This is a genomic window from Xanthomonas sp. NCPPB 3200, assembly GCF_056393585.1.
Genome location: NZ_CM150785.1, coordinates 1,328,405 through 1,345,456, shown reverse-complemented (window position 1 = coordinate 1,345,456; position 17,052 = coordinate 1,328,405). Strand labels below are relative to the sequence as shown.

General features: G+C 66.0%; 12 protein-coding genes and 1 other RNA gene. 5 read left to right on the top strand and 8 right to left on the bottom strand.

Going from position 1 to position 17,052, the window contains the following annotated elements; genetic code table 11:
* Positions 1 to 3 precede the first annotated feature (3 nt).
* The gene (locus AC06DU_RS05825) at positions 4 to 429 is read left to right on the top strand and encodes a type II toxin-antitoxin system death-on-curing family toxin (protein ID WP_046345857.1); all 426 of its coding nucleotides are present in this window, start codon (positions 4 to 6) and stop codon (positions 427 to 429) included.
* 233 nt (positions 430 to 662) lie between these two features.
* Here the strand turns inward: AC06DU_RS05825 and AC06DU_RS05820 are convergent, their stop codons facing one another.
* The 4 genes from AC06DU_RS05820 to AC06DU_RS05805 form a co-directional block, all read right to left on the bottom strand.
* On the bottom strand, positions 663 to 1,937 hold the full coding sequence (locus AC06DU_RS05820; protein ID WP_478203776.1) for a jacalin-like lectin: 1,275 nt from the start codon (positions 1,935 to 1,937) through the stop codon (positions 663 to 665).
* Positions 1,929 to 2,004: non-coding RNA, sX9 sRNA (locus AC06DU_RS05815), on the bottom strand. Before AC06DU_RS05815 ends, AC06DU_RS05820 begins: the two co-directional genes overlap by 9 nt.
* A 216-nt stretch (positions 2,005 to 2,220) precedes the next feature.
* Entirely contained in the window at positions 2,221 to 3,537 is a 1,317-nt protein-coding gene (locus tag AC06DU_RS05810; RefSeq protein WP_478203775.1) for a histidine-type phosphatase, read from the bottom strand.
* 275 nt (positions 3,538 to 3,812) lie between these two features.
* Positions 3,813 to 6,710: a TonB-dependent receptor gene (locus tag AC06DU_RS05805; RefSeq protein WP_478203774.1), complete on the bottom strand. Its 2,898-nt coding sequence runs from the start codon at positions 6,708 to 6,710 to the stop codon at positions 3,813 to 3,815.
* Between the two features lie 26 nt (positions 6,711 to 6,736).
* Here AC06DU_RS05805 and AC06DU_RS05800 point away from each other — a divergent pair, with 26 nt between their 5' ends.
* Positions 6,737 to 6,910: a hypothetical protein gene (locus AC06DU_RS05800; protein ID WP_478203773.1), complete on the top strand. Its 174-nt coding sequence runs from the start codon at positions 6,737 to 6,739 to the stop codon at positions 6,908 to 6,910.
* A 174-nt stretch (positions 6,911 to 7,084) separates the two neighbouring features.
* Here the strand turns inward: AC06DU_RS05800 and AC06DU_RS05795 are convergent, their stop codons facing one another.
* Positions 7,085 to 8,107, bottom strand: a complete 1,023-nt coding sequence (locus AC06DU_RS05795; protein WP_240475954.1) for a FecR family protein — start codon at positions 8,105 to 8,107, stop codon at positions 7,085 to 7,087.
* Between the two features lie 65 nt (positions 8,108 to 8,172).
* Entirely contained in the window at positions 8,173 to 8,697 is a 525-nt protein-coding gene (locus AC06DU_RS05790; protein WP_024938642.1) for an RNA polymerase sigma factor, read from the bottom strand.
* Positions 8,698 to 8,945: 248 nt separating this feature from the next.
* Between AC06DU_RS05790 and AC06DU_RS05785 the strand changes: the two genes are divergently transcribed.
* From AC06DU_RS05785 to AC06DU_RS05775, 3 genes are read left to right on the top strand one after another with little or no spacing between them, the layout of a single operon-like run.
* Positions 8,946 to 9,521, top strand: a complete 576-nt coding sequence (locus AC06DU_RS05785; RefSeq protein WP_024938641.1) for a (2Fe-2S)-binding protein — start codon at positions 8,946 to 8,948, stop codon at positions 9,519 to 9,521.
* Positions 9,494 to 10,582 (top strand): FAD binding domain-containing protein, encoded by a 1,089-nt coding sequence (locus tag AC06DU_RS05780; RefSeq protein ID WP_228608707.1) that lies wholly within the window; start codon positions 9,494 to 9,496, stop codon positions 10,580 to 10,582. Before AC06DU_RS05785 ends, AC06DU_RS05780 begins: the two co-directional genes overlap by 28 nt.
* Positions 10,579 to 12,876, top strand: coding sequence for a xanthine dehydrogenase family protein molybdopterin-binding subunit (locus AC06DU_RS05775; protein WP_478203772.1), 2,298 nt, complete (start codon positions 10,579 to 10,581; stop codon positions 12,874 to 12,876). Before AC06DU_RS05780 ends, AC06DU_RS05775 begins: the two co-directional genes overlap by 4 nt.
* A gap of 259 nt (positions 12,877 to 13,135) precedes the next feature.
* On the opposite strand, the gene AC06DU_RS05770 is transcribed toward AC06DU_RS05775, so the two are convergent.
* Both AC06DU_RS05770 and AC06DU_RS05765 read right to left on the bottom strand, forming a co-directional pair.
* Positions 13,136 to 13,879, bottom strand: a complete 744-nt coding sequence (locus AC06DU_RS05770) for a FadR/GntR family transcriptional regulator (protein WP_102252585.1) — start codon at positions 13,877 to 13,879, stop codon at positions 13,136 to 13,138.
* Between the two features lie 61 nt (positions 13,880 to 13,940).
* The gene (locus AC06DU_RS05765; RefSeq protein WP_478204370.1) at positions 13,941 to 16,811 is read right to left on the bottom strand and encodes a TonB-dependent receptor; all 2,871 of its coding nucleotides are present in this window, start codon (positions 16,809 to 16,811) and stop codon (positions 13,941 to 13,943) included.
* Between the last annotated feature and the right edge of the window lie 241 nt (positions 16,812 to 17,052).

The following is a 17,052-nucleotide window of genomic DNA, read 5'->3' as shown; positions in this document are numbered from 1 at the left end:
CGCATGGTCGTGTGGATCACGCGCGCGCTTGCCCTGGCCATCCACGAACGTCAATTGAGCGAACACGGTGGCGCTGCTGGCATCCGCGATGAGGCCTTGCTGGACTCGGCCCTGGCACGTCCACAGCAGCTGTTTTCTTATGGCGATCCTCCGCCCGATCTGGTGCAGTTGACCGCCAGCCTGGCCTACGGGCTGGCGCGCAATCACCCGTTTGTGGATGGCAACAAGCGTACTGCCCATGTCTGCTACCGCGTTTTTCTCGTGCTCAATGGTGCCGAGCTCATCGCCTCGCAGGAAGAGAAGTATGTCGCCATGATGGGATTGGCCGATGGCGCATGGGGCGAAGCGGAGTTTGCCCAATGGTTGCGTCCACGGGTGCGTTTGCGTGCCGATACGCATGTGCACGAACCCCGCGGGCATTACGGTTGATGCATTGCGTCGCCCCGCCGACGAATTATCGTGGAGCATCAGCAATTGCGCAGGATACCTACGTTCTGATCCGCACAACGTTGCGGCTGCACGGATGTTTCAACGCACCGCCAGATTCAATGCTGCGTGGATTGCCGCTTTAACAGAGAGGCCATCCATGGCCGTGCGTCGCTGCTTTGCAGCTCACGCCGCAGACTGCGAGAGGTCTGAGTGGCTGCTAGTCCGCAATGCCCTCAGTCCTTCGCATACACCACCCCCAGCTTGTCGATCTCCTCACCCGCGCGACCGGTGAAACCGGCGATATGCCAGCCGCTGGGAGCGCTCAGCGTGTAGCTCTCGCTGGTCGGGCTGCCCACCTGCACGCTGCGGCCTTTGTTGGTACGCAGGCTCAGCGAGAACAGGCGGGTGCGGTCGTTGTACTTGCCCACGGTGAAGGTGGCCGAGGACAGCGTTTCGTTGGCACCCAGCGACAGTGTGGTCGCCTGCCCACCACTGCCGCCATGCGCGAGCAGCTTGCCGCTGTCCAGGATCACGCCGACGCCATCCAGGCGTGCACCGCCCCGCAGGGTCACGCCACTGAGCGGACGCACGCCAGGATTGCCGGCCAGATCGTTGAACGGAACGCCATGCGGACCACCGAACTGGTCGCTGGTGCGCAATCGGTCGCCCACGGCCCATCCGAATTGCACATGCAGCGGGTAGTGGTCGGACAGCGGCTTGCCGGCGCTGTCATAGAAGCCGCCGCCATCGAGCTGGTAACGGTTGGCCACCAGGGTCAATTGCGGCGCATCGCGGTACAGGATCTTGTCGACCACTTCGCAGCTATTGGTCGGCGGCGTGCCGCACAACAGCGGTGCGGCGCCGGCCGCCGGTGCTGCGCCCTTGATCAGTTCCACCCACGGATCGGTCAAACCGTTGGAGGCGATCAACTCGCGGATGTTGTCGTCGCTGCGGGTGTAGCGCGTATTGGAATCCATCATCACCAGCACCGCATTGCCGGCCGACCAGGTCTGGATGAACTGCGAGAGCTGGCGGATATTGGCGCGACGTGCGGACAGGTCGCCCGCTTCGACCCCGGCATTGGGATGCGCATTGTAGACGTCCAGCAACACGCCGTCGGCCAGGCGCACGCGCATGTAACTGAAACCCTTCGGGGTCAGGCAGTCGGTGCCGTTGCACTGGTTCCACTTGACCCGGGTGAAGTCGTTGAAGGGATAGTTGCTGAGCGTGTTGAGCCCGTCGCCGAACGCGGCACCACCACTGGTGGCAGTGCGGTAGGGATGCGCGTCGCCGGCGTACAGCGTGGCGTGGTAGTTGAAGTCTTCCTGCACGTTGACCAGCCCGTAAGGCGCCAGTTTCGGTGCGAGCAGTGCGGTGTTGGTGGCCGGCGTTCCGCTGGACAGGCCTTCGGGCAGGCCGGCGACGTTGTAGGTCAGTACGTCGAGTACGCCGACGTCCGTTTGCGCCTGGGCGATGCCTGCGCAGGCAAGTGTGAGAGCAGCTAACAAAACGTAGCGAGCGTTTGTCAGGTGGGTGCGGACGGCGCGGAGGAACCGCAGTGTACGGGTGGTACATGAGGATTCCGAGCACCGGCCGCGCCCGCCTGGCGAACGCGCAGTAGTTTTGGTAGTTGCTCTCAGAGCGGTTCCGAGACTGACGAGAGTACGTCGCTGGTGGAGCATAAATCGCCTCTTGCAGTGGTGAGAAACAGCGGCTGGCACGGTGGCCAGGGAAACGGCGCCGATGCGCCGATGCAACCACACGCGCCGGTCGCGGTCGGCGCGCGCGGCGTCATTCGCTCAGGTAATGCGGGTCGATCGCGGCGTCGATCAATGTCGCCAGGGCTGGTAGCGGGCAGTCGTACTCCGGGGTGGCGCTGCTGCAGCCGGGAATGAACACCGGCGATGACGGCGGCGGCACCTGCGGTGTCAGCGCGCGGCGTTCGCGCAGTTGCGCCAGCGTCTGCGCGGTATAGCGCAGGCGGATCACCCGCTGCCCATCGGCACGCCGCCAGCGCTCGAAGACCAAGGCGCCGCCAGGCACGGTCTGGTCGGGTTGGTAACCGGGCAACTGCCAATGCAGATCGAACATGCCGGCCAGCAAGGTCAGCGTGCCGTCGTGACCGGACAGCACCACCAGCCGTGCATCGCCACCGATCGGCGTGGCCTGCGGTGGATTGCGATTGCCACTGGCGACACTGCCTTGCTGCAGTGTCGCCAGCAGCCGCGCCGCCAGCGGCGTACTGGCCATGCGCGCCACCGTCGGCGCACGCAGGCGCAGCGCGAACTCGGCCTGATGCGGTGCGAACGCGCGCAGCAGACTGGCTTCGTCCACGCCTTGCCATCCCAACGCGGCAAAGTCCTGGCCGTCGGCCCAGCCCATCAACAGGCTTTCGCTGATGCCGGAGGCTGCCGGTGCCGGGCCTTGGACACCGGCGATTCCGTCGTGGGCAGCGCCCATGCCTGCGGGCACCGCATCCAGGCGTTGCTTGCCGGCACCGGCCTGGGTCGGGCACGGCCGCTGCGCGCACTGCAGCAACAGTTGCTGCAAGCTGTCGATCGCATCGCGTTGCGCCGCGTTCCAGGCGACCACATCGCCGCCGACGCGGCCGGCGATGGCCGCGCGCATCAACGCCGTCGCAGCGGGTTGTCGCAATGCCGGCGCGCCGTCAAACAGTGGATCGGACGCGTCATCGGCCACGTGGTGCACCGTGTTCGTACACCCCGGGGTGAGCGTGCTTGCCAACGCACGCGCCGAGGCGATGGTGCGCTGGGTGCGATTGGCCCAGTAGTAGACATTGGCGCAGCCATCACCATCGAACAGACCCAACGGCATGTAACGGGCGCGGTAATAGGCACCGAATAATGCCTCCAGACGCGCACCGTTTGCGGTCAGGTGGCCGGCCGGCACATCGAAGCGTGGCCAGGGACGTGCGGAATAGCGACCCAGTTGCTCCGGGCTGGACATCGCCGCACGCACGCCGTGGCGTTTGAGGATGACGACTTTCTCAAGCGTCTCCGACGTGGTGGCGGCAGGCGCTACCGGCGTCGCCAAGCCGGCCACGATCAAGACAAAAAAACCGATACAGCTACGAAGCAGTAATGACATGAGTGGTCTCAACACGTGATGCAGCTGTTGCACACCGCGATACGCGGCGATGTGCGGCTGGCAACAGCGCCATAGCCGAAGCCATGGCCCTTGCAGATGGCGCCTTGCAGCAAGGCGCCCGGTGGCGGCATTGGCTGCCGCCAACAAACTGGATCGGCGATCACGACGGCTGCGCTCGTCGCAAGGCCTCCGTGGCGGCATGTCACCCGCAAACACAGCGCCCCCGATGCACACCGCACGTCGCTGGCAACTGCCCGTCAGGTCTCCAGCCCTTGTCAAAAGCGCGCGCGCAACCCCAGCGACCAGGTGCGGCCGTAGTCGGTATAGCCGCCGAACAGGTGATCGCCAACGAACTGGCGCTGCACTTCGCCGGTGAGATTGATCGCGTTGACGAACACCGACAGCGTGTCGTTGACCTTGTAGGCGACATTGGCATCCAGGCTGCCGAACTGGTCGCTGTTGAGCGTGGCCACATTGGCGGTGCCCACCGCGTTGAGGATGTCGTCGCTCCAGCTGTAGCTGACGCGCGCCATCAACGGCCCCTTCTCGTAGAACAGCACGGCGTTGTAGGTGTTCCTGGCCACGCCTTCCAGGCTGTCGGTGAAGCTGCCGGTGCCGTCGTGATAGGTCGCCTTGCTGTCGGTCCAGGTGTAGTTGAGCTGCATGCCCAGGCCGTCCAGCGGCGACGGCAGGCCGCTGAAGACCTGCTGATACGCCACCTCAGCGCCCTGCACCATCGCCTTGCTGCCGTTGGTCTTGGACGACAGCAGATAGGTCTGGCCTTGGTAGACCAGGTTGGACATCTGGGTCTGGATGAAGCTGGAGATGTCCTTGTAGAACAAACCGCCAGTCAGTGCCGAGGTGCCGTCGATGTACCATTCGAAGGTCAGGTCGTACTGCCACGCTTCGAAGGGCTGCAGCGCAGGGTTGCCGCCGCTGGCGGTGAGGCGTTCGCCACTGGAATTGAAGGTCAGCTTGGACGACAGATCGGTAAGGTCCGGGCGCGTGATCACCTTGGCCGCGGAAGTCCGCAGCACCATGTCCTCGCGCACGTCCCAGGCCGCGTTGAACGAAGGCAGCACATTGGTATAGCTGCGCTCGAAATGCACCGGCTGTGCGCTGCCGTTGACATCGGCATGGCCGTCGGTGGCCTGCTCGGTGCGCACCACGCGCGCGCCGACATTACCGCGCAGCTCGCGGCCCGCCAGCTGGGTGGCGAAGTTGCTCATCGCGTACGCCGAGGCGATCTTTTCCTGCACCTCGTAGGAATTCTGCAGGTCGGCGCTGTTGGGCGTGTTGCTCAGATCGGCGCTGGTCGGCCAATTGCCCCAGAACGCGGATTCGATCGGCGCTAGCCATTGCCGCGGCAGGTTGCCGTTGGCGTCCGACAACATGTCGCCCACCGGCAACGCGGTGAAATAGCTGCCCGGGAAACGTACCCCGGCAATGCTGTTGAGCAGCAGGTCGGCGCGATCGTAGGTGCGCGAGCGCTGGCGGTACTTGGCGCCCACCTTGAAGTCGCGAAAGAAGCTGCCGTCGAGTGTGCGCCTGGCATCGAACTGCAGCGCGTCTTCCTTGTCGCGCGCATCGATCTCGCGCCATTCCAGCCGGCGCCCTGCCACGGTGGCCGGGTTGGTCGGATCGAAGCCGTTGGTGAAGCTCCAGTCCGGTACGTTGTCGCCGTCGGCTTGCGGCATGTCCACGCGCATCGCCAGGTTGGTGCCGCTGCGCAGACGGGTGCGCCGGATCGGATCGGAGTCGTAGCTGTGCGCCTGCGAGTGGAACGCCACTGCGCCCAGTGTCCACTGGTCGCCGCTCCAGGTGCTGGACAGGCGTGCACTGCGATTGTCGTCGGTGATGCCGGAGGTCTCGCGCGAGATCTGCACCTGGCCGTTGCGATAATCGAAGCCGGTGATACCGCCGTTTTGCACCCGCAGATTGCTCAGCTTGGCCAGGCTGTCGAAGCCCACGCCCATGCTGTATTCGTCGTAATGCACGGTTTGCCTGGCGTAGAGCAGATCCAGATTGGTCTCCCACGTCGCGCTGGGCTTCCATTGCAGCGAGGCCGCCACGCCGGTGCGCTCGCGCTCCTCCAGCTCCAGTGTCGGGCGCAGGCCGGTGGGAACGTAATTGGCACCGGGCACGCCCGGCACGCCGTTGCGGTAATAGTCCCAGCTCACCTCGTTGACGCGGTCCTGGCGCAAGGTGCGTTGCGCATATGCACCGGAGATCAGCATGCCGAAGGTACCCTCGGCATTGACCCAGTTGAACAGCCCGGAGACGCGCGGATCGTTGGCCTGGGTGCGCTGGGCCTGGCTGGATTCCAGCGATACGTTGGTCAGTGTCTTGCCCAGCTCCAGCGAGCGGAATGTACGCACGTTGACGATGCCGCCGATGGCGCCTTCGTCCAGGTCGGCGGTGGGGCTCTTGATCACGTCCAGCCCGGAGACCAGTTCGGCCGGCAGCGTGTCGTAGCGGAATTGCCGCCCGGTCTGGCCGGAGGTGCGCACGTTCTCATTGACCGCCATGGTCTGGCCGTTGAGCGTGGTGACCTGGAAATTCGGGCCCAGGCCGCGCACGCGCACGTACACGCCTTCGCCGCGGTCGCGCACGATCGACACGCCCGGCACGCGCTGCAGCGCCTCGGCCACGTTCTGCGCGGGCAGCTTGCCGATGTCTTCGGCGGCGATCACATCCACCACGCTGTCGGCGTAGCGTTTCTGGCGCAACGCGGCGCTGAGGCTGCCGGCGTAACTGCCGAGCACCTGGATGCTGTCCAGTTCCTGCACCGGCGCGTCTGCACGCGGCACCGGTGCCGTGGCGACCGCGGCCGTTGCCGGAGCCGCTGGCGGCAGGCCGGGCGCCGGCTCGGCGGTTTCGATCGTCACCGTGGTCGCATCGAGATAGCGGTAGCGCAGGCCGGTACCGTCGAGCAATTGCTGCAGGGCCTGCTCGGGTGCGACGCCGGCCGCGGTGGCGCGGGTCTGCGGGTTGCCGGCCACGCCGGCGGCATAGACAAACTGCAGCCCGGTCTGGCGCGACAGCGCATTGAGCGCGCGCGCCAGTGGCTGGGCCGGAATCGCCTCGACCGCGACGGTGGCAGCAGCCGTCTGGGCGCCAGCGGTACCGGCGTGCAGGGCGAGAGCGATCGAAAGAAACAACGTACGGCGCATCGTGGAATCCAGTAGGGGAGGAAGCAATGCGCAACACCACCCGCCACGCGGGAATGCTGCGTTGTACCTGGACTACGAGCATCGACAGCGACGATCGGGCACCGTTTTTTGATGAATTTTCTGTGACATCTGCGCAGGCACCGAACGGTGCGGGCGCGACGCACGGCATCTGCATCGCGCTGCGCCTTGCGTGCACGTGAGGACGTGAGGTCTTGCATGTGCGTGGACGCAGCCGCAGACGGCCATCGGCATGCACGCGGCGCAATGGCATCGACAACCCCATCCACTGCGCGCAGGATTAATGCATGTGGGCTACGCGCGCGATGCGGCATGCGCACGCGCTGCACGCATTACGGCGTCGTGCAGCGCCGTGGCTATCGCGTCGCCGTTCCCGGCGCAGGCCGGCTGCTCACGCGCAGCATCCCCGGCGCGCTGACCACGCGCAGGTTCGGCTGGCCATCCAGGAAGGCACGCAGCGCGGCAAGATCGTCACCGCGCAGATTGCCGGTGAGCCGCAGTGCACCGGCGGCAGCATCGTCGATCGACAAACGCGTGCGGTTGAGACGATTGAAGTCTTCGGCCACCGTGGCCAGCGGCGCGTCGCGGAACACGATGCGTCGCTGCCGCCAGGCATGCATGGCGGCCACCTCTTCGCTGGCCAGTTCGATCTTGCCGGTGGCCGCATCGACCCATGCGCTCTGCCCCGCTCCCAGGTCGGCGAGCATCGGCTGCCCATCGCGCGCGTCGCGCCAGACATGGACACGGCCCTCGGCGACCTCGATGCGTGCCTGGTGTTGATACAGGGCAATATCGAAGGTGGTGCCGATATCCTCGACACGCAGATGGCCTGCATGCACCTGCAACGGGCGCCGATCCGGCGCGACCACGAAGCTGGCCTGGCCACGCAGCAGCTGCAGGTGGCGGCTCCACGGCGTCATGGTGGCACGCAGGCTGCTTTGCCCATTCAAATGCACCACGCTGCGGTCGGCCAACTGCACGCTGCGCTGCTCGCCATGCGCGGTGGCGTAGATCTGCGTGCGTGGCCAGGCCCAGCCGGTCAGGATCGCGACGCCGCACAGCGCCGCGGCCAGGCCCATGCGCCAGCTGCGCATGCGTGCATTGGGTTGGCCTTCGCTGCGGCGCAGCCGGGCAGCGGGTTGCGGTGCTGGCTGAACTTGTGACCGCAGCGGCAGCGCGATCACGTTGGGCGGCGCGGCATCGGCAGTCTTGCGCCGGTCGGCAGCAAGCAGGGCATCCACGTCCAGGTCGATGCCACGTATGGCATCGCCCAGATCGCCGGCCACACGCAGCACCGCCATGTATTCGCGTACATGCAGCGGCGATGCGGTCAGCCATTGCAGAAAGCCGGCCTGTTGCGTCGCATCCAGCGCCTGCATGCGTTGCAGCGCATGCCAGTGCGCGGCTTCACCGACAACGCTGCGGCTCGGTAACACCGGCTTGCTCACCAGCTGTCCCCGCTGTCGGCAACCGCCCGTCTGCAGGCCGACAAGCCACGCACCACATGCTTCTTGACCATATGCGCAGACACCCCCATGCGCTCGGCGATCTGCTTGTAGCTGAGCCCGTCGCGGTACTGCATCACCAATACCGCGCAGGTGCGCTCCGGCAACGTGGCCAGCAGGGCCTGCAGGCGTTGCTGGCGCTGCTGCCGGTGCGCGGCGTCTTCCACGTCGTCGCCTGCAGCAAGCAGCTGCGAAAACTGTTCCATCTCGTCGATGCGCAGTGGCGCCTGCTTGCGTCGCGCGGCCTGCTCGCGCGCTAGGTTCAGCGCCACCGTGTACAGATACGCCTCGGGATTGGCGATCGCCTCGCCTTGATCCTGATGCGCACGCAACAGCCGCAGATAGGTTTCCTGCACCAGGTCTTCGGCATCCTCGTTGGCGCCGCGACGCACGAAAAAGCCACGCAGCACCGACCCGTGCTGGGTGAACACCTGCGTCCAGGCGCGGGTGGCGTTGGCTTTCATGCGGCGCGTTCGCCTGTGCGCTGGGCCGGCTAGCCTGGCCACTGCAGGTGACACCACGATGACGCACCGACGATTGGCACCGGCCTGCGATCAAGCGATGTCATGCGCAGCAACGCCGCCATGTTCCGCGCATGACCACGCTCAGGCTTCACGCACGCGTGAAAGAGACCTCACTCACCTACACCACACCTTGACCACTCAGGCATCAAGGTGAGGGTCCTCCTCTCAGCCATCGCCACGGGGTTCGCATGAATGCCACACCCGCCACTGCCACGCATCTGGCGCCGGCCACCGCCACTGCTGCGCCGACCTACCCGGTCAACCTGCGCATCAATGGCCAGCCTTACCAATTGCAGCTCGAAGCCTGGGTCAGCCTGCTCGATCTATTGCGCGACCGGCTCGACCTCACCGGCACCAAGAAAGGCTGCGACCACGGCCAATGCGGCGCCTGCACGGTGCTGGTCGATGGACGCCGCATCAACAGCTGCCTGACGCTTGCGGTCATGCAGGACGGCGCCGAGATCACCACCGTCGAAGGCCTGGCCGAGGGCGAACAGCTGCATCCGCTGCAGCGTGCCTTCATCGAGAACGATGCCTTCCAGTGCGGCTATTGCACGCCCGGGCAGTTGTGTTCGGCAGTGGGCCTGATCAATGAAGGCAAGGCGCACGACCGCGACCAGGTGCGCGAGTTGATGAGCGGCAATCTGTGCCGCTGCGGTGCCTACCCGCAGATCACCGATGCGGTGATGCAGGTCATGGGCAAACCCAGCGACAGCAGCGAGAGCGCCGCCACACCGTGGACGCCAGGGACGGTGCCGGCATGATTCCGCTTACCTACACGCGCGCGGACAGCGTCGATGCGGCGCTGACTGCCCTGTCGGTGCGCGGCAGCGACCCGCACCCGGTGCCTGCCGAAGCCCCGGTGCGCCTGATCGCCGGCGGCACCAATCTCACCGACCTGATGAAGCTGCAATTGATGCGGCCAGGCAGCCTGGTCGATATCAATCGCCTGCCGCTGGACAGCATCAGTACGCTCCCCGAAGGCGGCCTGCGCCTGGGCGCACTCGCACGCAATGCCGACACCGCCTATCACCCCGACGTGGAGACGCGGTATCCCTTGCTGAGCGCGGCGATCCTGGCCGGCGCCTCGCCACAGATCCGCAACATGGCCAGCAATGGCGGCAACCTGCTACAGCGCACGCGCTGCCTGTATTTCTACGACCATGCCACCCCATGCAACAAGCGCGCGCCCGGGACCGGCTGCTCGGCGATCGGCGGGCTCACCACCTACAACGCCATCCTCGGCGCCAGCGCGCAGTGCATTGCCACGCACCCGTCGGACATGTGCGTCGCGCTGGCTGCGCTGGACGCGGTAGTGCATGTGCAAGGCCCCAACGGGGAGCGCGACATCCCGTTCGCACAGTTCCACCGCCTGCCCGGCGAGCACCCGGAGCTGGACAGCACCCTGGCCCCGGACGAGTTGATTGTGCATATCGACCTGCCCGATGCGCAGCGCTTCGTTGCGCACAGCGCCTACCTGAAGATCCGCGAGCGCCTGTCGTATGCATTCGCGCTGGTGTCGGTGGCGGCGGCGCTGGACCTGGCCGAGGACGGCAGCATCCGCGAAGTGCGCGTGGCCCTGGGCGGCGTGGCGCACAAGCCCTGGCGCAACCCCGACGCCGAAGCGCAGCTGGTGGGCAAACCGGCCACGGCCGAGAGCTTCGGCAGCCTGGCCGATGCCTTGCTGCAGGGTGCGCAACCGCAAGGCAACAACGCCTTCAAGCTGCCGCTGGCACGCCGCGCGATCGTGCGTGCCCTGGACGTCGCCCGCGAGGGCACCATCGACAACCGCGGGCGAACCAGCGCGCTGGAGGAAGCGCCATGAACGCACGCAGCACCGATCTACCCGACAACGACCTGAGCCCGCCGGTTGCCGACAGCGGCACTGGCTATCGCCCCACCGGCACCGGCGTCACCCGCATCGACGGGCGCGCCAAGGTCACCGGCCAGGCACGTTATGCCGCCGAATGGCCGGTGGCGGATCTGGCCTATGGCGTGGTGGTCAACAGCAGCATCGCCAAGGGCGAGATCGTCGCCTTCCATCTTGATGCCGCGCGTGCGGTGCCGGGCGTGCTGGAGATCGTCACCCATGAAAACCGCCCGCATATGCGCGGCATGGATGTGTTCTACAAGGACATGACTGCACTGGCCGGTTCGCCGTTCCGGCCCCTGTACGACAACAAGATCCTGTACAGCGGCCAGCCGATCGCCCTGGTGGTGGCCGACACTTTTGAAGCGGCGCGCCACGCGGCCCACCTGGTGGAGGTGGAACTGCTGCAGGATCCGCACGACACCAACCTGATGACCAACCTGGACCGTGCGCACAAGCCCAAGGCCATGAAGGCCGGTTTCTCGCCGCCGCCCAAGGACAAGGGCGAGCCGGACACCGCCTTTGCCAATGCGGCTGTCCAGGTGCAGGCCGACTATTACAGCGGCGTGGAGCACCACAATCCGATGGAGCTGTTCGCCTCCACCGTGATCCGCGACGCCGATGGCCACTTCACCATCTACGACAAGACCCAGGGCTCGCAGAACAGCCGCTGGTATGTCTCGCATGTGTTTGGCCTGAGCAAGCGCAAGGTCACCGTGCGCAATCCGTACGTGGGCGGCGCCTTCGGCTCCGGGCTGCGCCCGCAGTATCAGTTGCCGCTGGCGGTGATGGCTTCGATCATGCTGGACCGCTCGGTGCGCGTGGTGCTGACGCGGCAACAGATGTTCACCTTCGGCCATCGCCCGGAGACATTGCAGCGGCTCAAGCTCGGCGCCGACCGCGACGGCAGCTTGCGTGCGATCTGGCACGAGGCCATTGCCGAGACCTCGCGCATCGAGGATTACGTCGAAGTGGTGGTCAACTGGAGCGGGCAGCTGTATGCCTGCGACAACGTGCATCTGGGCTACAACCTGGTGAGCCTGGACCAGTTCAGCCCGATGGACATGCGCGCACCCGGTGCCGCACACGGCGTGCATGCGCTGGAAGTGGCGATGGACGAGCTGTCCTATGAGCTGGGCATGGATCCGCTGGCGCTGCGCCTGAAGAACTATGCCGAGGTCAACCCCGCCGACGACAAGCCCTACTCCACCAAGGCGCTACGCGCGTGCTACCAGCAAGGTGCCGAACGCTTCGGCTGGGCGCAGCGTCCGCTGCAGCCGCGTGCACGCAAGGAAGGCAACGAGTGGGTCGGCTGGGGCATGGCCACCGGGCAATGGGATGCGATGCAGATGTTTGCGCGCGCGCATGCGGTGCTGCACGCCGATGGCCGGCTGGTGGTGAGCAGCGCAGCCAGCGATATCGGCACCGGCACCTATACGGTGATGGCGATGATCGCGGCCGAAGCACTGGGCCTGCCGCTGGAACAGGTCACCTTCCAGCTCGGCGATTCGACCCTGCCGGTCGCACCGATCGAAGGCGGCTCGTCGCATGTGACCACGGTGGGCTCGGCGGTGGATGGCGTGTGCGCGAAGCTGCGCGCACGGTTGCTGCGCCTGGCGCAGGCGTTGCCGAACTCGCGCTTTGGCAAGGCCAAGCTGGACGAGGTGGTGTTTGCCGACGGCACGCTGGCATTGCGCGCCGATGCCGGCACCACCATTGCGCTGACCGAGTTGTTGCGTGCAGCAGAACTGGAACAGATCGAAGACAAGTTCCTGCTGCTGCCCAATGTGCTCAAGCAACGCAAGTACACCCGCGCCACCCACGGCGCAGTGTTCGTGGAAGTGCGGGTGGATGAAGAGCTGGGCACGGTCCGCGTCACCCGCGTGGTCAGCGCGGTTGCAGCCGGGCGCATTCTCAACCCGATCACCGCGCGCAGCCAGATCGTTGGCGGCGTGGTCTGGGGCATCGGCCAGGCGCTGCACGAACACACCCAGTCCGATCACCGCTTCGGCCGTTTCATGAATCACGATTTTGCGATGTATCACGTCTCGGCCAATGCCGACATCCACGACATCGACGTGATTTTCGCCGACGAGGACGACCGCATCGTCAGCAGCCTGGGTGCGAAAGGCGTGGGCGAAATCGGCCTGGTCGGTGTTTCGGCGGCGATCTGCAATGCGATCTTCCATGCCACCGGCAAGCGCATCCGCAGCACCCCGATGACGCCGGACAAGGTGATGGCGGACTGAGACCTGCACTGCAGGTGCCCACGCCCCTCAGGCAGAGCGATCTGCCTGAGGGCGGACGTGCCTGCAGCGTGTTGTCGCTGCAGCGTCCGCGGCAACCGCAGGCGCGACACTCAGATCAGCCGCGTGTCGGTGGCGCCGAACCGGCGCAGACGGCGCGTCCAGCTGATTAATGGATGTGTCTTTCGGAGGATCCAGCGTCAGCGGCAAGAAAGTGCCGCTGGTAGTCGACGCAGCGCGTCCAACAATCCATCACATGCACTCAGGTGCGCGTGGCCGCCAGAAAATGCGCGCGGTCCTGCTGGGTGCGGCGGCGGATCTCCGCCAGTGCATCGTTCTCGGTCGCTTCCAGCATGGATTCGAACAGGCGCTGGAAATGGTTGCGCATGGCCGTGCGTGCCGCGACCGGGTCGCGTTGCTGCAGGGCCTGCAGGATGGCGGTGTGTTCGTCCACGCGGGTGGCGCCGTCGTCGTGGCAGACCCGCGCATACACCTCGCGCACGCGCGGCAATTCGTTGCGCATGCGCCAGATCAGCTGCACGCAGTGCGCCACCACCGGGTTGCCACTGATACGCGCGATCGCCAGATGGAAGGCGCGGTCGTAGTCGGCAGCGGCCGCATCGCTGAGCCCCGGTGCGGACAGCGCCTGGATCATGCCGTTCAATTCATCCAGCTCCGCATCGGTGATGTGGCTGGCGGCCAATGCGGCCGCCTCCGCCTCGATCACCGCGCGCGCGGCAGTCAGCTCGAACGCGCTGACATCCGGCAATGTGCCCTCGTCCGAGGCCAGGCGTGGCTTGACGTACACGCCCGAGCCGATCTTGATCACGATGCGGCCCTGCGCCTCCAGCGCGATCTCGGCCTCGCGCACGGTCACGCGACTGACGCCGAAGCGCTCGGCCAACTCGCGCTCGCCCGGCAGGCGCGAGCCGACCGGGAATTCGCCCGTGTCGATCAGCGCGCGGATCTTGGCGGCAACGGAGTGGTACAGGCGGTTTTCGGACATCGGCGACTCAAACCCTCAGGGTGATCGGCCCGGCACACGGGTGCCGGACAGGTGGGCGACGCTAGAACCGGTAGCGCACCCCCAAATAATAACGTCGCCCGTAAGTGTTGTACTCACGGAAGCTGCCGGGCACCGGCATGTCGGAGATCCGCGGCTCGTTGGTCAGGTTGGAAGCCTCCAGCGACACCGACAGCTGCGCATTGACGCGGTAGCTGGCACGCAGGTCCAGGGTGCCGCTGTCGCGTACGTAGCGGTTCTGCGCCGGGGCGCCGACGAACTTCTGGAAATACTCGGAGCGGTACTTGTAGATGGCCTGCAGGTCGACCGCGCCGATGGCGTAATACAGCTGGCCGGAGAACACGTGCCGCGACAGGCCGAAGATATTGGCCGGCGCGACGATGCCGCTGCTCACCAGGCCGGTTGCCGGGTCGATCTGGTCGCCCAGGCGCAGATCCTGGGTCTTGTAGTTGGAATCGGCGTAGTTGTAGCTCAGCTTGACCCCTAGGCCGTCGAACGGCGCCGGCAGGTAGGAGAAGCGATGGGTGCCGGTCAGCTCCAGCCCGGTGAGATCGCTCTTTTGCCGGGTGGTGACGTCCTGCACCACCGGCACCACCACCGCGGTGCCGTCGATGACGAAGCGCTCGTCCACCACCGTGGGCACCGCGCCACCGGTGAACTGCTTGTAGTACACCGCGGCGCTGAGCAGGGAGTCGGCATTGGGATACCACTCCAGCGACACGTCCGCATTGGACGACAGCAGCGGCTGCGTGCGCGGGTTGCCGGTGGCGGTGATGCTGCCGATCGCCTCGCCGACGGTAGTGAATTCGGTCCCCGGCTCCAGGATGAAGGTACGCCCGGCAGACAGTGCCACCAGATCCGGGCGCGCCATGGCCCGGTACAGCCCGAAGCGTAGCTGGGTCTGCTCGGTGAGGCCGATGTTGGCGTTGAAGCTGGGCAGGAACACGCGGTTGGACGCGCGCACCGTCTGCGCGGCGAAGCGCCCGGTTTCCACCAGCTGGATGGTGCCGTCGGGGTTGTCGACCACGTCCAGCTCGCCGCGCAACCCCACCGAGCTGACGTCGGTGCGCACCCAGCGCACGCCCAGGTTGCCGTCCAGCGGCAGCCCGAACAGCGTGCTGGCGAATTCGCCCATCACATACAGCGCGCGGGTCTTTTCTTCCACGTCGGAGTCGGCGGTGCCGCGCGGGTCGGCATTGCGGCCGGTGTCGTCCACGCCGGTGATGGCGCTGAACAGGCAGCGGCTGTCGAAGGTGGCCCACTGCTGGATGGTGTTGCCGCTGGCGCTGGAGAGGAAATCTTCCTGCGGGAACGGTTGCCGGCAGGCCAGGTTGGCGGCGCGGATCGTGGCCGGATCGGTGACGTTGCGTTCGACGCGGTCGTCCAGGTCGCGGTAGGTCGCCTTGGACAGGCGCACGCCACCCTTGATGGAGGTGAGCAGCCCGCTCTCCGGGGTGAAGGCGCCATCGAAGCGCCAGGCCCGGATGGTGTGCTCGCGGCGCAACTCGTCGCGCCGCGCGCGCGCGGCGGCGCTGAAATTGTCCGGGTTGTTCAGGTCGAACGCGGGATCGACCACAATCCCCGGCACATCGCCGGCATAGGTATACGTGTAGTCCACACGTTGTCCGTTGATCCCGGGCACGCGGTTGCCGTTGATGTCGGTGGCATTGGAGCGCAGCCGCATCAGGCGGTCGATCTCGCTGCGCTCGGTGCGCGAATACGACAGGTCGGTGGACAGCATCCAGGCCGCGTTCGGGCGCCATTCCACGCGTAGCCCGCCACCGCGGTACTGCTCGTCGCGCACCTTGTAGTCGGTGGAGGATTCCACCGTGCTGCTGCCGGTATGGCCGAGCAAGGCGCCGTTGTCGCCCACCTGGCGGTTGTTGAGGTTGCGCAGTGTTTCGGAAAAATTGAGCTCGGCGCGGTCTTCGGTCACGGTGCGCTGCGAATCCTGGTAATCCAGGGCCACCTCCAGGCCGTCGAAGGGCCGCCATTGCAGCGCGGCGAAGGCAGCGTCGCGTTGATCGTGCTCGCTGATCTGGCGGTACACGCGGCTGCCGGGCGCCAGGTAATACGGCGTCCCCGCCTGCACCTGCGCCGGGGTCACGGCGGTGCAGTTGCGGCTGGCGCCCACCACCTCGTTGGCGTTGCAGGCCGTCCAGGTGGAGCTGCTGCTCATCACCTCTTCCGGGTTGGTGCCTTCCAGCCGCTGCAGGCCGAGCGAGACCCCCAGCTTGCCGGCCCCGCGCAGATCGAACTGGTCCAGGTAGCTGACGGTGCCGCGCCAACCCACGCCATCGGCGTTGCGCAACTTGCTGTCGCCATCGGCATAGGTCGCCCGCCCGTCCAGTTGCACGCGGCGCTTGCCGAATTCCAGCGGCCGCACGGTCTGCATGTTGACCGTGCCGGCGATGCCACCTTCGACGAAGTCGGCGCGCTGGGTCTTGTAGATCGCCACGGTGTTGATGAGTTCGGAGGGGAACTGGTTGAAGTTCACCGAGCGGTCGCCGCTGCCGTTGCTGGCCTCGCGCCCATTGAAGGTGGCCGAGCCCAGGAACGGCCCCAGGCCACGGATGGAGATCTCCGACGCGCCGCCCTTCTCGCGGTGCGTGGCCGCACCAGTGATGGTCTCGATCGCCTCGCCGATCGACAGCGCCGGCAGGTCGCCGATGTCCTCGGCCGACAGCACGTCGGCCACCACCGTCTGCTCGCGCTTGCTGTCGATGGACGACTGGATCGAGCTGCGGATGCCGGTGACCTTGACCTGGTCCAGCGTGGTGGGCGCTTGCTCCTGCTGAGCGGCATCGCTTTGCTGGGCCAGGGCTGCCTGCGCGCTTGTCAGTGCAACGGCACCCAGCAGCGCCTGGGTCAGGGCATTCCGAATAATTGGTCTACGTAATTGGACTATTTTCAGATACCGCACAATTCCTCCTCCCAAAGGACGCTCGAGACCGAGCGAGGTGGAGACTCCACGCGGATCAATGCCAAGTCAATCATTTTTACAATTTATCCAACGAACCACCTGACTAGGCCAGTTATGTAGATTATTTTGTGCAATTGCAGCATGACATCGAGCCGATCGCGGGCTTCAATACAGACCAACTGGACTACCATTTTGGTTGACGAACCAGTTTGCACTGTTACCCTCGGCCATC

Bases quoted from the DNA above. Each gene is read 5' to 3' on its own strand.
- AC06DU_RS05825 (WP_046345857.1), top strand. From the start codon at position 4: ATGGTCGTGTGGATCACGCGCGCGCTTGCCCTGGCCATCCACGAACGT.
- AC06DU_RS05810 (WP_478203775.1), bottom strand. From the start codon at position 3,537: ATGTCATTACTGCTTCGTAGCTGTATCGGTTTTTTTGTCTTGATCGTG.
- AC06DU_RS05805 (WP_478203774.1), bottom strand. From the start codon at position 6,710: ATGCGCCGTACGTTGTTTCTTTCGATCGCTCTCGCCCTGCACGCCGGT.
- AC06DU_RS05800 (WP_478203773.1), top strand. From the start codon at position 6,737: ATGCGCAACACCACCCGCCACGCGGGAATGCTGCGTTGTACCTGGACT.
- AC06DU_RS05795 (WP_240475954.1), bottom strand. From the start codon at position 8,107: ATGCAGGCGCTGGATGCGACGCAACAGGCCGGCTTTCTGCAATGGCTG.
- AC06DU_RS05790 (WP_024938642.1), bottom strand. From the start codon at position 8,697: ATGAAAGCCAACGCCACCCGCGCCTGGACGCAGGTGTTCACCCAGCAC.
- AC06DU_RS05785 (WP_024938641.1), top strand. From the start codon at position 8,946: ATGAATGCCACACCCGCCACTGCCACGCATCTGGCGCCGGCCACCGCC.
- AC06DU_RS05775 (WP_478203772.1), top strand. From the start codon at position 10,579: ATGAACGCACGCAGCACCGATCTACCCGACAACGACCTGAGCCCGCCG.
- AC06DU_RS05770 (WP_102252585.1), bottom strand. From the start codon at position 13,879: ATGTCCGAAAACCGCCTGTACCACTCCGTTGCCGCCAAGATCCGCGCG.